Source organism: Zunongwangia sp. SCSIO 43204 (genome assembly GCF_019904275.1).
Classification (GTDB): domain Bacteria; phylum Bacteroidota; class Bacteroidia; order Flavobacteriales; family Flavobacteriaceae; genus Zunongwangia; species Zunongwangia mangrovi.
The window spans coordinates 1,206,278-1,220,634 of record NZ_CP063204.1; the positions used below are offsets into that span (position 1 = coordinate 1,206,278).

The 14,357-nt window shown below is 34.6% G+C and carries 17 protein-coding genes; 3 read left to right on the forward strand and 14 right to left on the reverse strand.

The window, feature by feature from the left end; all coding sequences use genetic code 11:
- The first annotated feature begins 198 nt into the window (after window positions 1–198).
- Complete coding sequence (locus tag INR75_RS05365) at window positions 199–666, forward strand: CBS domain-containing protein (protein WP_223091082.1); 468 nt, start codon at window positions 199–201, stop codon at window positions 664–666.
- On the opposite strand, the gene INR75_RS05370 is transcribed toward INR75_RS05365, so the two are convergent.
- The 3 genes from INR75_RS05370 to INR75_RS05380 form a co-directional block, all read right to left on the reverse strand.
- A complete protein-coding gene (locus INR75_RS05370; protein WP_092539982.1) occupies window positions 663–1,013 on the reverse strand; it encodes a hypothetical protein in 351 nt (116 codons plus the stop codon). The genes INR75_RS05365 and INR75_RS05370 overlap by 4 nt on opposite strands.
- Before the next feature lie 82 nt (window positions 1,014–1,095).
- Complete coding sequence (locus INR75_RS05375; protein ID WP_223091083.1) at window positions 1,096–1,755, reverse strand: TIGR02594 family protein; 660 nt, start codon at window positions 1,753–1,755, stop codon at window positions 1,096–1,098.
- Between the two features lie 116 nt (window positions 1,756–1,871).
- A complete protein-coding gene (locus tag INR75_RS05380) occupies window positions 1,872–2,300 on the reverse strand; it encodes a DUF4174 domain-containing protein (RefSeq protein ID WP_223091084.1) in 429 nt (142 codons plus the stop codon).
- A 202-nt stretch (window positions 2,301–2,502) separates the two neighbouring features.
- On the opposite strand from INR75_RS05380, the gene INR75_RS05385 reads away from it, so the two are divergent.
- Window positions 2,503–3,450 (forward strand): C1 family peptidase, encoded by a 948-nt coding sequence (locus INR75_RS05385; RefSeq protein WP_223091085.1) that lies wholly within the window; start codon window positions 2,503–2,505, stop codon window positions 3,448–3,450.
- Window positions 3,451–3,518: 68 nt separating this feature from the next.
- Here INR75_RS05385 and INR75_RS05390 read toward each other — a convergent pair whose 3' ends face one another.
- The 11 genes from INR75_RS05390 to INR75_RS05440 all read right to left on the reverse strand — a co-directional run bounded on the left by INR75_RS05390 (window position 3,519) and on the right by INR75_RS05440 (window position 13,643).
- Entirely contained in the window at window positions 3,519–4,004 is a 486-nt protein-coding gene (locus INR75_RS05390) for a GyrI-like domain-containing protein (RefSeq protein ID WP_223091086.1), read from the reverse strand.
- Between the two features lie 10 nt (window positions 4,005–4,014).
- Entirely contained in the window at window positions 4,015–4,491 is a 477-nt protein-coding gene (locus INR75_RS05395) for a hypothetical protein (RefSeq protein ID WP_223091087.1), read from the reverse strand.
- 2 nt (window positions 4,492–4,493) lie between these two features.
- The gene (locus tag INR75_RS05400; RefSeq protein ID WP_223091088.1) at window positions 4,494–4,958 is read right to left on the reverse strand and encodes an OsmC family protein; all 465 of its coding nucleotides are present in this window, start codon (window positions 4,956–4,958) and stop codon (window positions 4,494–4,496) included.
- A gap of 273 nt (window positions 4,959–5,231) precedes the next feature.
- On the reverse strand, window positions 5,232–7,397 hold the full coding sequence (locus INR75_RS05405) for a S9 family peptidase (RefSeq protein ID WP_255584648.1): 2,166 nt from the start codon (window positions 7,395–7,397) through the stop codon (window positions 5,232–5,234).
- A 217-nt stretch (window positions 7,398–7,614) separates the two neighbouring features.
- Window positions 7,615–9,258: a DNA mismatch repair protein MutS gene (locus INR75_RS05410; RefSeq protein WP_223091090.1), complete on the reverse strand. Its 1,644-nt coding sequence runs from the start codon at window positions 9,256–9,258 to the stop codon at window positions 7,615–7,617.
- Window positions 9,258–9,524, reverse strand: coding sequence for a hypothetical protein (locus INR75_RS05415; RefSeq protein WP_223091091.1), 267 nt, complete (start codon window positions 9,522–9,524; stop codon window positions 9,258–9,260). Before INR75_RS05415 ends, INR75_RS05410 begins: the two co-directional genes overlap by 1 nt.
- 29 nt (window positions 9,525–9,553) lie before the next feature.
- Window positions 9,554–10,030 (reverse strand): hypothetical protein, encoded by a 477-nt coding sequence (locus tag INR75_RS05420; RefSeq protein ID WP_223091092.1) that lies wholly within the window; start codon window positions 10,028–10,030, stop codon window positions 9,554–9,556.
- Window positions 10,031–10,048: 18 nt separating this feature from the next.
- Window positions 10,049–10,486, reverse strand: a complete 438-nt coding sequence (locus INR75_RS05425; protein WP_223091093.1) for a carboxypeptidase-like regulatory domain-containing protein — start codon at window positions 10,484–10,486, stop codon at window positions 10,049–10,051.
- Window positions 10,487–10,766: 280 nt separating this feature from the next.
- Window positions 10,767–11,192: a hypothetical protein gene (locus INR75_RS05430; RefSeq protein ID WP_223091094.1), complete on the reverse strand. Its 426-nt coding sequence runs from the start codon at window positions 11,190–11,192 to the stop codon at window positions 10,767–10,769.
- A 91-nt stretch (window positions 11,193–11,283) separates the two neighbouring features.
- The gene (locus tag INR75_RS05435) at window positions 11,284–12,669 is read right to left on the reverse strand and encodes a carboxypeptidase-like regulatory domain-containing protein (protein WP_223091095.1); all 1,386 of its coding nucleotides are present in this window, start codon (window positions 12,667–12,669) and stop codon (window positions 11,284–11,286) included.
- 173 nt (window positions 12,670–12,842) lie between these two features.
- Window positions 12,843–13,643: a hypothetical protein gene (locus INR75_RS05440; protein ID WP_255584649.1), complete on the reverse strand. Its 801-nt coding sequence runs from the start codon at window positions 13,641–13,643 to the stop codon at window positions 12,843–12,845.
- Window positions 13,644–13,987: 344 nt separating this feature from the next.
- Between INR75_RS05440 and INR75_RS05445 the strand changes: the two genes are divergently transcribed.
- Window positions 13,988–14,320 carry a single-stranded DNA-binding protein gene (locus INR75_RS05445; protein ID WP_092539997.1) on the forward strand — a complete coding sequence of 111 codons (333 nt, stop codon included), beginning with the start codon at window positions 13,988–13,990 and terminating at the stop codon, window positions 14,318–14,320.
- Window positions 14,321–14,357: the final 37 nt, after the last annotated feature.

Genomic DNA, 14,357 nt, shown 5'->3' on the forward strand with positions numbered 1-14,357 from the left:
TCCCTTATTGAGGGGTTAATTCTCCGAGGCTTGCCTCGAAATTAAAAATTTGTTTCCAACGAATGCCCCGAGGTAGTTTACTTTTCTGAAAAAATAAAGATACTATAGTTATAAAAACTAACCTTGAAATTTGCACTTCTTTAAAAAGATATCAAAATTCCTTATATTTAAGTAATTAGTAATCAAAATTTTACAATTATGGGAATTAAAAGTTTTCAGGGAAGGCGTGCGGCTCCCGTTAAATTAGAAAGCGCACCAATTTTAGTTGAAGATTATATGACCAGTTCATTGATCACTTTTAAGAAAGAACAATCTGTAGCCGAGGTTATGGAAGCTATGATCAAGAACAAAATTTCTGGAGCACCTGTGGTGAACGATTTTGGCGAATTAGAGGGCGTGATTTCAGATGGTGATTGCATGAAGCAAATTTCTGAAAGTCGCTATTTTAATATGCCGATTGGTGATATGAAGATCGAAAATTATATGGACGATACGGTAGCGGTGATCGATAAAAACTTAAATATTTTCGACTGCGCACAATTATTCTACAAGCATGATTGTAGAAGATTTCCTGTTATTGAATATGGGAAATTAATAGGAATGATAAGTCGTAAGGATATTCTTTGTGCTGCCTTAAAACTTAGAGGGCAAAATTGGCATTGCTAGTTGCGTTTTACTAGTGCATAATACTCCTCATTCTCTAATGGTAAATACCCCTGATTGTAAATAAAATAATATGTTTTCCCCGCCTGGGTAGTATAAACACTAGTGAAATATTGAAAATTAAAACCCTCAGCCAGCAATTTTGTCTTGCTGGTTTTTGTTTTTTCATCTGGATTTAATTTTTCTAGGATCCTATAATTTTTGCGTAAGATATTATTAATGTTACGCATAAGGTTTTTACTGTCTTTGTTCAGTTTATTATGATAAGAATTCCTGCAGTAATCACTACAGAATTTTTTATCGATTCTCCCCACTAGCTTTTCGCCACATTCTAAACAAAACTTATCCATTTTTTAAGTTATTGAAAAGATTAAGAAATTAAAAATCAAACACTTAATGTTTTTTTGCTAAAAGGTGAAAGCGTTATAAATTTTAACTTTGTAATAAAGATTCTACAGGATTTAGGGTTTCAGAAGTGTAAATTCCGTCTACTGTTAACTGGTTGTTTGCCTGAAATAACTTCAGTGCATTTTCAGTTTTAGGTCCAAAATCACCATCAACATCTCCACAGTTATATCCTAAGAAGTTGAGTAATTTTTGAAGTTTTATGACCTCGTTTCCTTTATCTCGTCGTTTTAAAGTAGGTTGGGGAATACTAATTGTATCTACTTGTGATATTCGGCGATATGAAAGCACTTTTTTAGCATCATAACCAGTAATGTTTACCGCATTACTTTGGTTACCGCCAAGACAATATACGATGCTGGCATCTTTATTAAAACCGGTAAAAAAGCCAACATGGCCCTTCCAGCTTAACGGATCTTCGCGCCAAAAGACAACGATGTCTCCGGGTTTAGGATCTTTAACCGCGATACCAATATTTGTCCAGGATCTTGCAGCTGCACTTCCAGAAGACTGGAGTCCGGCCTTTTTAGCAACCCAGTTTACAAAAGTACTGCACCAGGCGATTTCGTCGTTCGTGATGCCTATAATGCCAGATTCTTCAGCGTATTTTACGATTTGAGGATTATCCTCGCTGCCGCTAATTTCTTTTGTTCCTAATTGCGATGCAGCAATTTTCAACAAGTCCATAAAACTTAATTTAAGTTTTTTAGGTTTGCTAAGTTTTTGGGTTGCTTAAAGTTACGTAAAATATTCGCAAAAAAAATACCCCAAAACGGGGTATTTTATCGAATTTGTCTAAAAAACTAGTGGGATTGTTCTATTTCTGCTCTACGCATTGGCATACTATCAATTTTTTCAAAAAGTTCTTCGGCTGGTGTATATTCTTTTTTACGCAATTTAGTTCCGCCGTCAAGACCAATTAGAATAAGTTCGAAATTAGTATTTGATCTTTTAAATTTTTCGTAGAAATTATCTCCCTTATTCCAATCTGGTGAATCGCTAATTCCTGTAGCATATTTTTTTGGTGTTACCTGATAAACAACAATCTTACGTTCTTCCAGATCTTTTTCCTGCGCTCTAAATTCGCCTAGTTGTTGCTTAAAGTCACTGTTATCTTTAGAATTAGTAAGCATTAAGACCAACCTGTTTTCCCATAAGTGAGTATCTTTTTCCTGTGCATTTATATTTCCTAAAGCCATAATACTAAATAATGTGATTGCTATTAATTTCATGATTAAATGTAGAAATGATTCTAAAAAATCTATTTTAATTAGTTGTTAAAGAGTTACTTATTTAACGAATTTTATCATTGAAATAAAGCTTGTTTATTTTTATTTAACGAGTAGCTTCAAAGATCACAAATTCATTTTAGCTAATATTGGTGTAGAATTTGTGTTAGCTTTTCTATAGCTACCTATTATTACATATACACCTATGAAGTATTTTAAACTTTTACTTGTTATAATTCCCTTCACTTTAATTTCCTGTTATCAGGATATGGATGATAATATGCCCAGGCAGGAAAACACCCCAGATCCTTTAGACGATAATCAATTTATTACTGAAGATGGTGAGGTTTTCTCAACCGGATTGTCATGTACAGGAACCGGTAATTTTTCTACTGGAAATACTCAAATTTTAAATGATCTTGAAATTCCTGAAGACTTGCCTGAAGAATTTGATCTTTCAGAATTTTTACCACCTGTGGGCGACCAGGGACAATTGGCTTCCTGTTCTTCGTGGGCAGTAAGTTACTACCTAAAATCTTTTCAGGAGTATTTAGAAAATGGCGAAGCTTATTCTTCAACAACAACCTTTAGTCCGTCGTTTACCTATAATCAACTAACTATGGGAGAATGTGGCGGCACCAGCATTGCAGAGACCTTAGATCTAGTTCAGGAACAGGGTGTAAGTTCTTTAGCCCTTTTTCCTTATGATGAAAACGGATGTTCAGAACAACCCACAGAAGAACAGATCGCGGCGGCAACGGCAGCTAGAATTTCAGCATTTAGGAGCTTAAGCGGCGAAAATATGCTTGCCGAAATGAAAACTTTAATTACCCAGCAACAACCAATCGTGATTGGTGCATATTTGTCTACCGAGTTTGGTACGACCGATAGTTTTGGACTTACCGCTTATCGGGAACATGTCGTAGATTATGGTACGGGCGATTGTCACGCTATGTTGGTAGTTGGATTTTCAGATGAGTATAATGCTTTTAAAGTGGTGAATTCCTGGGGAGAAAATTGGGGCTCAGACGGTTTCGTATGGATCGATTATGCTGCTTTCGAAAATGTGAGCGATCAAAATGCCAATTTTAGAGTGATCAATAATGCCTATATCGCCTACGATGCTGTAACCGAGCTTGAACCCGAAGTTTAGTTTTTATTAGCACCGCCAAAGTGCATAATACTCGAGGTGGTTTTTTGCTGAAATATTTTAAGCTGAAGTTATTTTATAGGAATCCATATTTCTTCTTCGGAAGTAGGATCGTTATTCTTATACTTTTCTCCCATGATCGCAAGATGCGGCCTGTCGTCGAGCTGAAACCCTGAAGATGGTAACCACTGCTGAAAAATTCGCTGATAAAACTGCGGTGCTTCGCTACTACTTCCTTTGTAATTAAAAATCGCGTATTTGCCTTCGGGGATTTCTAATATTTCAAATTCTGAAGGTGCTTTTTCAACTTCTTCTTTCCTAATCGCTGCCCATTTTGTAAAGTTTGCGGCAGGATTAAAATTTGAGAAAAATGATAGGTCTTTATAGACTTCAACAGAAAATAAATCGATCTGTTTTTTGCCCAAAATCGACATTTTTAGAGGGATAAATTTTTGCCATAACTGGCCGGTTTTATTTTCAGCAAAAGACATTTCCGTAGAAATTCCGATTAAAGAAAAACCTTCAGAAATAGGGATTTTAGGTTCAGGTAGTAGCATTATAAGAGAATTAAGCTCCTGCGGCAGCGGCAGCTTTTAAACGATTATTAATTAGAAAAGTACTTATGGCGATAAGAAGGTTTAAATCTTCATTTTCCTCGTTGTTTTCTATGTGTAGTAGAAAATCTGGATGAAATTTTTTCCAGTTACTTTTTGCATGGATTCTAAGAATCTCATTTTCGCCAGATTTTACCAAATATTTAGAGTGCCAGATAGTTTCCTGCTCTAGCTGATAAGGTTTTTCTTTAGATTTTAGGCTGATTACTGCATCTTGTTTCCAATTCAGTTTAATATTCCCAATTTCTCGATGATTCGAAGTAATAATAAAATCGTTTTGCCAAAAGCCTTTTGCTTTAATTTCAAATTGTTTGCCTAGATATCGAAATTCAGCATTATTAGACCACCATTTTGGATAAGAAAGTTCCAAGATGATTTTATGATTTTCCAGAATCTGAAATTTACGTTGATTGATGACTTTTATTTCCATATTTAAAATTGATAAGTTGCCGCATGCCTAATTGGAAAATTACAAGAATTTGCGATAAAACAGAATTTATTTGCTTCTTTATGTAGATTTTCGGCTTTTTCGAGCATGGTTTTATCAGCCAACCTTATTTGTGGATAAAGCGTAATTTCAATAAATTTTCCACTACCATCTTTGTTTTCAATCATTTTACCGCTTGGTTGATCCTGATACTCTAAAACAATGATTTTGTTGGAAGCACATAGATGAAGATACCAAAGCATGTGGCAGGAAGCGATCGAAGCGAGCAGAAGTTCTTCAGGATTATAGAGCTCAGGATTTCCCAGAAAAGCGAGATCTGAAGAACCCTGAATCACAACTTTATCTTTTGCCTGGATCGTATAATCGCGAGTGTAATCTTTGTAAGTTTTTGTACCACCACCTTTGTTGCCAGTCCAATTAAGGTTAATGGTGTAATTATGAGTTTTCATTTTAAAGTTGGTCGATTATTCCTTTTGACGATTTTAAACATCTTGTCATTCCGGACTTGATCCGGAATCTCATATAAATATAAAAACAGTAATTTCAATGTTAAGCTAACTCATTATCAATTATATCTAAATGGAATTCTTCACCTTCAATTCAGAAAATAGATTCTTATTAGGATATTGTTGAGCAATTATCGAGGCTTACATTAAGCCTAAAAAACAAAAAGCCGGTAATCATAGATCTACCGGCTTTTTGTTTTTTTAATTCAGAAGAAATCATCTTCTTCGTGGCATTTCAATTTTAAACTCTTTTGGATGTTCTGCACCCATTAGATTTTCAACGAAATAATCCCATCTTCTTCTAGTCATATAATAGCTATCCCTTCCGTAGCCGTGGCGTGCATTTGGGAAAATGATCAAATCGAAATCTTTATTCGCTTTGATCAATGCATCGATCACCAAATACGAGTTGTAAGGAGGTACGTTGTCATCTAAATTACCATGCGCAATTAACAAATCTCCCTGTAGGTTTTCAGCATTGTATTGATTGGCTTGTAGTTCATAATTAGTTTTTCCGTTTTCGGTTTCTTCAATTAAACCAATGTATCTTTCTCCCCAATCATCTTCATAGTTTCTGTTATCATGGTTTCCAGATTCAGAAATTCCAACTTTATAAAATTCAGGATAAGAGAACATCGCATCTGCAGTCGCAAAGCCACCACCGGAGTGTCCCCAAATTCCAACTTTATCTAAATCCATATACGAATATTTTTCAGCCAATTGCTTAATTCCGCTTATTTGATCTTCTAGCGTGTTATCGCCCATATTACCATAGCAGGCATCGTGGAAAGATTTAGATCTTCCCGGGTTACAGCTACCATCGATCACCACAACGATAAATCCAAGTTCTGCTAAAGCCTGGTGATCGCTACGTGAAGGTGAAAAATAACGACCACCAACACCACCACCTTGCGGGCCAGGATAGATGTAATTTACTACCGGATATTTTTTAGATTCATCAAGATCTGTAGGCGTAAACATTAATCCGTATAAATCCCATTTCTTATCTGCAGATTTAACTTTAATTGGTTTTGGTGCCTGCCAGCCGATAGCTTCTAAACGAGAAATATCTGCTTTTTCCAGATCCATTATTTTACGGCCTTTAATATCTCTAAGTACAGCAACATTTGGGACATCTGGTTGTGAGTAGTTATCTACAAAATATTTTTCTGGAGATAGTGAAATGCTGTGCATTCCGTTTTCCGGAGTTAATAGTTTAAGTCCTTTCCCGTTAAATTTTATGCTGTAAAAATGTCTAAAATAAGGATCGCGACCTTCTTCCTTACCTTGCGCATAGAAATACAGCATTTCTTTATCCTCGTCTACTTCAACTAAACTGGTTACTACAAAATCTCCTTTGGTGATTTGATTTTTAAGTTCTCCGCTTTCAAGATCGTAAAGGTATAGATGTCCCCAATCGTCACGTTCAGAATACCAGATAATTTCGTCTGATTCTGGTAAATAATGCCAGTTTATAGTGCCTTGTCCAGATTCGAATTGCGTCTCTGTTTCTTCAGTAAAAATATCTCTTACTTCGCCAGTTTCAGCATCTGCTACACGAAGAGTAACTTTTTTGTGATCACGAGAAACTGAAGCAAAAGCTAAAGTCTCTGAGTCTGGACCCCATTCGTTATCACCAAAAGTGCCATCGCAGGCAATATCGTCGCAAAGTGTACCACGTCTTGCATCTGCCGGAATATTTAGTTTGGTGATCTCGTTATCTTCAGTATCGATAATTACACGCTCGATTTTGATGATGGCCGAATCCTGCGGAATTGGATATTTCCATTCCTGAAGTTTTGGTTCGCCAACTTTGGTTTCTACCAAATACATATCGCTTACATGGCGCTGATCTTGTTTAAACGTAGCGATCTTTTTAGAATCTGGACTCCAAAGTACGATGGGTTTATCACTATGTTTCCAACCCGCATTATCTGTCGCGTAACCATAGTTTTTTTCTCCGTCCTGGGTAAGTTGAGTTTCCTCGCCAGTTTCATTATCACGCATCCAAAGATTCCAGTCTTTAATATAAACTGTTTTAGAACCATCTGGAGAAGCAACTTCTGTCCAGGATCTTCTTTGGCCACCTTCAGGTTTTTCGCCCAGTAATTCTTCAAGGGAAGTAGAGGTTTCTTTCGACTTTTTCTTTGGATCTACAAGTACGTATTGGCGTTCTCCATCAACCGAAATTTCATACCAAAAACTTCCGTTATCTAACCAATTAGGGCTTACGTTAGCTTTGTCGACTAGAGGATACGTATTGAAGCCAAGAAATTTAGCGGCCTGTTCATAATCTTCAGTAGTAAGTTTTTTAGGGCTTTGTTGCGCGAAACCCGAAAAGGAGATCACTGCGATACACAGTAGAGAGAAAATTTTTTTCATCGTATGTTTTGCTTTTGAGCTCAATTTAGTAAGATTTTTTTAATAGCGATTTCAGTGGAATACTGAAGTCTGTTTAGTTTTAACAAGAAAAGGATTAATAGATTTAACCCCCTGGCGCTTATAGTTAGGGGTAGAAATAAAATTTTTATATCAGGACAAAAAAGTGAAATGCCAGGGTAGTTAATCTGGTGTTTGGACTTGGGAAAAGCTAAATGGTTTAATTCGGTTTGTTTTTTAACATTTCAGCTTCAGTAATTACCTGTTCGGGAAAATCATAAAGCGCCAAGATCTTTATCGCGTTTTTGGTTTTTAGAGGCCCTTCTTTTAATTTATGATCAAAGTTTAATTCCTGATTTTGAATGCTTTCACTAAAATGATACAGTTCAAAAACGTTTTGCGTTAGCATTTCGGTAAGTTCGATATCGTGGGTAGAAACCATCACAATATTTTGTGCTGTGTTTAGATAAGACAAAATAGATTTTCCGGCAGCCATGCGTTCTTCGGTATTTGTTCCTTTAAAAATTTCATCTAGAATAAACAATTTGGGTGTATCTTCTTTTGAAAAATCCAACAGCTTTTTGATCTGTAAGACTTCTTCCAGATAATAACTGGTATTTTCTGTTAGATTGTCGGTAATTCTTATCGAAGAATATAGTTTTAGAAAAGGAGCTGTAAAATCTTCAGCAAAACAAATATTTAGGGTTTGTGCCAGCAGCGTATTAATGGCGACCGTTCTTATAAAAGTGCTTTTTCCAGACATGTTGCTACCGGTAAGGAGCATGCTTTTTTGTGAAAGCTCTAAATAATTGGTAATACAGTCTTTGATTAATGGATGCCGAATTTCGCTAAATCTAATCTCTTTTTTATTGCTGAAATGAGGTTGGCAGATGCGATCTTGATATTCGGTTTTAATAGAAGCCACTGCAATAGCTGAATCGATTTCTCCTAAAAACCGAAATAGCTTTTCTATATCATTTCGTTTATGCTGAATGTTTTCCAAAAAGTTGAAAAACAATAAAATTTCAATATTAAAAGTAATTTTAAGCACCTCGAAAAAGAACCAGCCAAAAAAGGCAAACTCATCGTTCATCTTATTCTCGAAACCAATAAGTGAGGTTTTAAACTGAATTTTCCTTACAGATCCAAGAAAGCTTAAGTCCTCAAAATAGGTTCTAATATTGCCGAAATTCGATATTTTATCGCCGGCTTTTATTGCGATACTAAGTTGATGAACCGCATTAAGATAATAGTTGAGGTTATTTTTATTGCGATAATGCAAAACCATATTGGTCATAAAAACCGGAAGCATGATTAGGAATAAAACTGGATAAAAGAAACCGCCAATCAGGCTAAAAATGGATAAAAAACTAAGATTATATACCCAAACAATCCATTTTGGACGTTTCATGGGTTCATCTGTAATCAAGCGAACAAAATCGTACGCATTGTAATGATTCAGTTTCGATAATTGCGACTGAATTTTTAAGCGTTCGTTTTCAGCTTCTAAAAATGTATCTGAAAATGTCGAAAATCGCTTTAATTGATTTTCAGTATTAATATTCCGCAGGTGATTGTAGAAATATTGTTGTCCGGGTTTGGAAGTTGTTCGATCTAAAAACCTGAAAAGCGCTGAGAAATCCAGGTCTTTTGCCGTTTGATCATTTATTTGATGAAAATCGCTAATTTGAAGCTGAGCTGCATAAAAGCTTTTAATCTGGTCGAAATTAAATTTTTCGGTTTTAGCTTTGGCCCAATTATCTTTAAGTTGTTCAACATGTTTTTTTGCAGACCTTTTCTTTAAAAGTCTGAAAAGTAAATAGAGAATGATCCCAATTATGGCTAGATAAGAATACAGCGGCATCAAGAGAATTTAATTGCAAGATAGCCAATAATCGCAGCCAGACCTATCCAAAATATAATTCCGAAAATGATGAGTTGATTGGCTTGTTTTAGTTTGGTGTCGTAGCCGTGCTTTTTAAAACGGTCCAACTGAGATTCGCTAAAATCATCTAACGATTTATGTCGTGCTCTTGGAGTAATGAATGGTAAAATGAAAAACTCTAAACTTTCCATTTTACTTAGCGTCGCTTTTGCACGTTTCCTTCTATTTTCTTCTTCTAGATTCATTGGTTAGTTTATAACCTATTTTTTAATCTCTAAATGAAATCCATTATTTCCAATAGATTTTTATTCAATTCGATTTCAAGATTTTTTTGTAAAAGGGGGAGGTTATTAAAGTTTGGATTTTCGATTAAAACTACTTCTAAAACTGAATAATTTGGCATTTCCATTTGATTTTTATTCCATTTTGTTTCCTTCAAGAAAGTCCAGTATTTTTTCTGAATTTCAGCAGTATTACCCAAAAGCCATAGTTCAAATCGCATTTCGAGGTGATTTAAGACTAATCCGAATTTTAGTTTTTTGCTTTTCAGAAAATCATTAGAAAAGTAGAAATAGGTATAATCCAGATAACCATGTAGAATTCCGGTAACCGAATAATCAAAAGAAGAATCTCGTTTAAGATCGGTCCTCAGTTTCATAACGAATGAAACCAGTTCTTTGTAAGCAATAAGAATATCGCCTTTTTGAAGTTGAGCCTGATAAAAGCCAACATAATCGTTTAGATTTTTCATAAAAAGGAAATTGTCCTGCTAAAATAATCTTTTGAAAAAATAGCCAACTCGTCTAAACACATTCATTTTCTTTACGATTACAACTTCCCCCATTAATACAGTTTCCATTTTTAATTTAATATCCAAATTTGTAGATTTTTCGTTGAGATCTAAAATACGGGTTTCATAACCAATAAATTGAAACTCTAATTTGAGATTTTTTGTGGTAGTTTTTTCTGGGAGAACAATCTTAAAATTTCCATCAAAATCGGTTTTCGTTAAAATTTTAGAATCTAAGACCTTAATGTGTACGCTAGGAATAGGAAGATCCTCTTCATCGGTCACGGTGCCAGAAATTACGATACTATCTTTAGCCGAAATTGGATGTTTTTCTTCTGAATTTTTTTCTGAAGTTTTCTCTAGTTGTTCGGTTTTAGCTGAAGTTGTTTGGGCATTTGCCGGCGTAGCGATTGCCAAAACTGAAGTGAATCCTGCCGCTAAAGCTAGTTGTTTCTAGTTGGTTTTAGAGTTGTTCGGTTTTAAATCTCGAGAAAGCTGAGATTGTTTAAATCTGCCACAAATTTTTTGTCTGCTTTTTAGTTTTTGAAGTAATTCAGCATCTGTAGTTTTAGTGAAATCGATCACTTCTTTTTCACAAACCTGGCAAAATTTTCCCTGCTGTTAAGCGGTCATTTTGTTCCAGTTTTCGCCACAGCTTTCAGGAATTTGTATGCTGTATTTCATCAATTTGAATTTTCTAGTTGTACCAGGGTTTTTTAGCGCAAAAATTGGCAAACCATAGTAACATAATACTAATTATGGTTACGATCACGGGTAAAATTAAGGCTTCATTACCATAAACTTCCAGCGCATTTGCTACAAATAAACTATGTCCCATTTGTATAAGGACAGCTAAAAGTGATACCAGGAATAATGTTCTTGCCCATCTTTTCTTTAAAAGTAGGCCCAGGCTACCTAAAAAACCTGCAAATACAGCTATGAAGTAAACAATATACGTCCAGCTGGGGTAAGAGTCATATAATTCTCGTTCGGCTTTTGGGAGCGCTTCAAGAGCTTCCGGTGTCATTAAAACCTGGGCAACAAAAGAGCCAATTCCTATTAGATTCCACAGCAAAAAAATGATGCTTAAGATCCAAAACCATAGTGGTGTTTTAGTTTCCATAGAACTAAGATTAAAAATGGATAAAATCGACCTGCATTCTATAGAAGCTATATTCCTTCAGCTTAGTTAAGATAAGCAAATAATTTGAAATTTAGTAGTTTGCAAGTGCACCAAAATTTTTAGACTGCATAACTTCGCTATGTTCTATATCTTCAAGCTTAATTTGATAGACGCTATTTCTGGGTAAAAAGTTGTAATTGTAGCTACTTACGCCACCTATTAAAATAAGTTTATTCTCGTAAATATGCATAGCAGAAGCTTGTCGCTTCACCGGGATGTGATATTCCTTCAGACTTTTTGTAATAAGATTGTAGGTGCAAATTTTACCCTCGTCGTATATGTAAAGTAAATCACCAGCACTGGCTAAAGCCGGTTGCGCCATTCCCTGAAAAAGTACCGCTTCACGTTGCCATTTTCTGGTGTTTAGATCGTAGGATTCTATGCCTGTTAGTTTTTTACCAGCAAAGCCACCCACCATGTAAAATTTATTATCTATAAGGATTCCCTGAATTTCTTTTGCTTCTGGCATATTACCTAACTCGTACCATAAACCTGTTTCCAGATCCTGTAAATGCACTTTATTGGTGTAAACTTTGGTATCTCGTTCTCTATTCTTTTTAACTGAACCACCCATAATTACTAACTTGTTTTCGTAAACAAAAGAAGCTGCATTAACCGCCATGTGAGGATTGGTTTCGTCTACCAGAATACTGTCGGTTTTGGGATCATAGATCTCGATGGTATTATCTAGATATTCAAATTTGCCATTTCTGGATAAAGTTTTTCCTCCAAAAACATAGAATTTCTCCTTATAAGCAAGCATGCCATTCATAACACGTTCAGCAAAGGTTTTTTTAAATTTTTTTGTCCAATGATTTTTTGCGATATCATATATAAGTAAATCTCCTTTAAAATCATTAAAGTCTATTTTTGCTCGACTCAGACTAATTTTTCGTGTCATCGCATTTGGATCTACCATATTCAAATTGTCCATAGATAGAACCCCCTTTAAAGTTTCTGAGTTCCTAGTCGAATTCCCTGCGATGATATAAATTTTGCCATCTTTTAAGACCGAACCGAATTCAAACAATCCATAAGGGAGGTTTTCTAATTTTTTATACGGAACATTTTTGAAATGCTTGGTCTGGCTAGAGATGGTTACTTCGGTTAAAGATTCTGTAGTTTGTTCGAGGAGAATCGGACTTTTTCTTGAAATTAAATCCCGAAGGCTTATCGCTGTTTTTTTATAATTCAGAATAGAAAAATGAATGCTATCATCAAGATGCTCTTTTCTATATTTTATGCTGAAGTTTCCTTGTTTATCGGTTATTTCTACTGCTTTTTGATTGGTATAATAGATATGAACACCTTCTAATGGATTATTGGTATCTGCATCCAGAACTTTTCCTTTTAATTGCTGAGCAAAACTCTGGCTGCAAAAAATGATGACTAAAGAAAAGAGAATGGAGTTTTTCACGATACGAATTTTTGATGAATGAGTACGGCTGTTCTAATGAATCTTTAAAGTAAACATAAATACTAAGAATCTTAGGTTTTTAATATTAATTTTTGAGTATCCATCTTAGCAAAGAGATTAAAGTTTTGTGCATATCATAATTGTTTTTCGGATTTAAATTGCTTCCGAGGTCTCTAATTATATAAATTATTCAAATAGTCTTCTTTTTCTGTCAATCTCTCTAAATCGATCATAGCAGGAATCGAATCATTCATCACTCCGTTAATCGTAAAATTTTCTTTATCCAGGCGACCTGTGATCGAATTGATTTTGTTTATAGGAGGATCAAAGTACATTCTAATTTCTCTTTTATAAATTGAATATCTTCCGTAATAAATAGAATCATTTATAGAAATTATTGCCTGGTGAGTGTGTTCTAAAAATAACATTGGGCTAGATCCCAATTTTCCTTTGGTAATTTCAAGATCTTTATCGTCAATCTTAAATTCTTCAATCCTATAACTTCCTGTCACCGTATCGTCTACTGTAGATTTCAGGTTGTATGAAAATATGCCATAACCAATAGGAAGTATTAAAACATAAACAAAGGGCAGTTTATGTAAGAATCCCTTTTTCTGCGGAAGTAAGGATCGTTTAATTTTGCCACTATTCAGAATAAAAAATTGATAGAGATCCTTCCTATATTCTAAAAGCAATAGAAAGCTTAGGACAAAATCTAAAATGATATGAGAAAGCGCAAAATAGATCTCAAATTCGATATTTAAAATCAAAATATTTAAACATACTCCTATTGAAATCAATAAAGCAATTAATCGTGTTCGTTTAAAAACGATTAAAATTCCTATCAAAAGTTCAGCAAGGCCAATAAAAATATTGTAGTTGTAGGATCTTCCAAAGAAAGACCACATGTGTTGGTATTTGGATATTTCGGCTAAAGGTAAAAAAGATTCGTAATGCAAAACTCTAAACTGCATAAACAGCAATTTTGGAATTCCGAAGCAAATCATTTTGATAGAAAGATAATAAATGGCGAGGTACTTAATGATAGAAAGTAACCTTTTAATGATGTTTGATTTCAATGGAAAATAAAATGGTTGGTGGGATTAAAACGAATTTATATTCAAACTATTGTTGAGTTAATTTCAATATGGCTATTTCTTGAGACTGAATATTTAGCATTTATAAATGATTACAATTATTTACAAACGAATTTATACGAAAACAATTAGTTCACAGACGAATATGGCTTTTTTGCCGCTATATGTTTGCAGCGTTGAAATGAACTAACGATTTTCAATTACAATTAAATTCTATAGTTATGAGTACTTTACGAAACAGCGTTAAATTGATTGGCCATGTAGGCACACAGCCCGAAATTGTAAATTTAGAATCAGGTAAAAAACTGGCAAAATTCTCTATTGCAACCAACGAATTTTACAAAAATGCCAAAGGAGAAAAAGTTTCTGAAACGCAATGGCATAATTTGGTGGCCTGGGGTAAAACTGCAGATGTGGTAGAGAATTATGTGCCTAAAGGAAAAGAAATCGCGGTAGACGGAAAACTTACCAGTAGAAGTTACGAGGATAAAGCAGGGAATAAACGTTATATTACTGAAATCATTTGCAACGAAATTCTGCTTTTAGGGAAGTAATTTTTTCGCTGAGTTTTTAAAATATACTGAAAACTCC

Excerpts from the sequence above, each read along its gene's own strand:
- INR75_RS05395 (WP_223091087.1), bottom strand. The coding sequence starts at position 4,491 with ATGGAAATAAAAGTCATCAATCAACGTAAATTTCAGATTCTGGAAAAT.
- INR75_RS05420 (WP_223091092.1), bottom strand. The coding sequence starts at position 10,030 with ATGAAAAATCTAAACGATTATGTTGGCTTTTATCAGGCTCAACTTCAA.
- INR75_RS05440 (WP_255584649.1), bottom strand. The coding sequence starts at position 13,643 with ATGCAGTTTAGAGTTTTGCATTACGAATCTTTTTTACCTTTAGCCGAA.
- INR75_RS05405 (WP_255584648.1), bottom strand. The coding sequence starts at position 7,397 with ATGAAAAAAATTTTCTCTCTACTGTGTATCGCAGTGATCTCCTTTTCG.
- INR75_RS05375 (WP_223091083.1), bottom strand. The coding sequence starts at position 1,755 with ATGGACTTGTTGAAAATTGCTGCATCGCAATTAGGAACAAAAGAAATT.
- INR75_RS05410 (WP_223091090.1), bottom strand. The coding sequence starts at position 9,258 with ATGCCGCTGTATTCTTATCTAGCCATAATTGGGATCATTCTCTATTTA.
- INR75_RS05415 (WP_223091091.1), bottom strand. The coding sequence starts at position 9,524 with ATGAATCTAGAAGAAGAAAATAGAAGGAAACGTGCAAAAGCGACGCTA.
- INR75_RS05430 (WP_223091094.1), bottom strand. The coding sequence starts at position 11,192 with ATGGAAACTAAAACACCACTATGGTTTTGGATCTTAAGCATCATTTTT.
- INR75_RS05400 (WP_223091088.1), bottom strand. The coding sequence starts at position 4,958 with ATGAAAACTCATAATTACACCATTAACCTTAATTGGACTGGCAACAAA.
- INR75_RS05365 (WP_223091082.1), top strand. The coding sequence starts at position 199 with ATGGGAATTAAAAGTTTTCAGGGAAGGCGTGCGGCTCCCGTTAAATTA.
- INR75_RS05390 (WP_223091086.1), bottom strand. The coding sequence starts at position 4,004 with ATGCTACTACCTGAACCTAAAATCCCTATTTCTGAAGGTTTTTCTTTA.
- INR75_RS05385 (WP_223091085.1), top strand. The coding sequence starts at position 2,503 with ATGAAGTATTTTAAACTTTTACTTGTTATAATTCCCTTCACTTTAATT.
- INR75_RS05370 (WP_092539982.1), bottom strand. The coding sequence starts at position 1,013 with ATGGATAAGTTTTGTTTAGAATGTGGCGAAAAGCTAGTGGGGAGAATC.
- INR75_RS05380 (WP_223091084.1), bottom strand. The coding sequence starts at position 2,300 with ATGAAATTAATAGCAATCACATTATTTAGTATTATGGCTTTAGGAAAT.
- INR75_RS05445 (WP_092539997.1), top strand. The coding sequence starts at position 13,988 with ATGAGTACTTTACGAAACAGCGTTAAATTGATTGGCCATGTAGGCACA.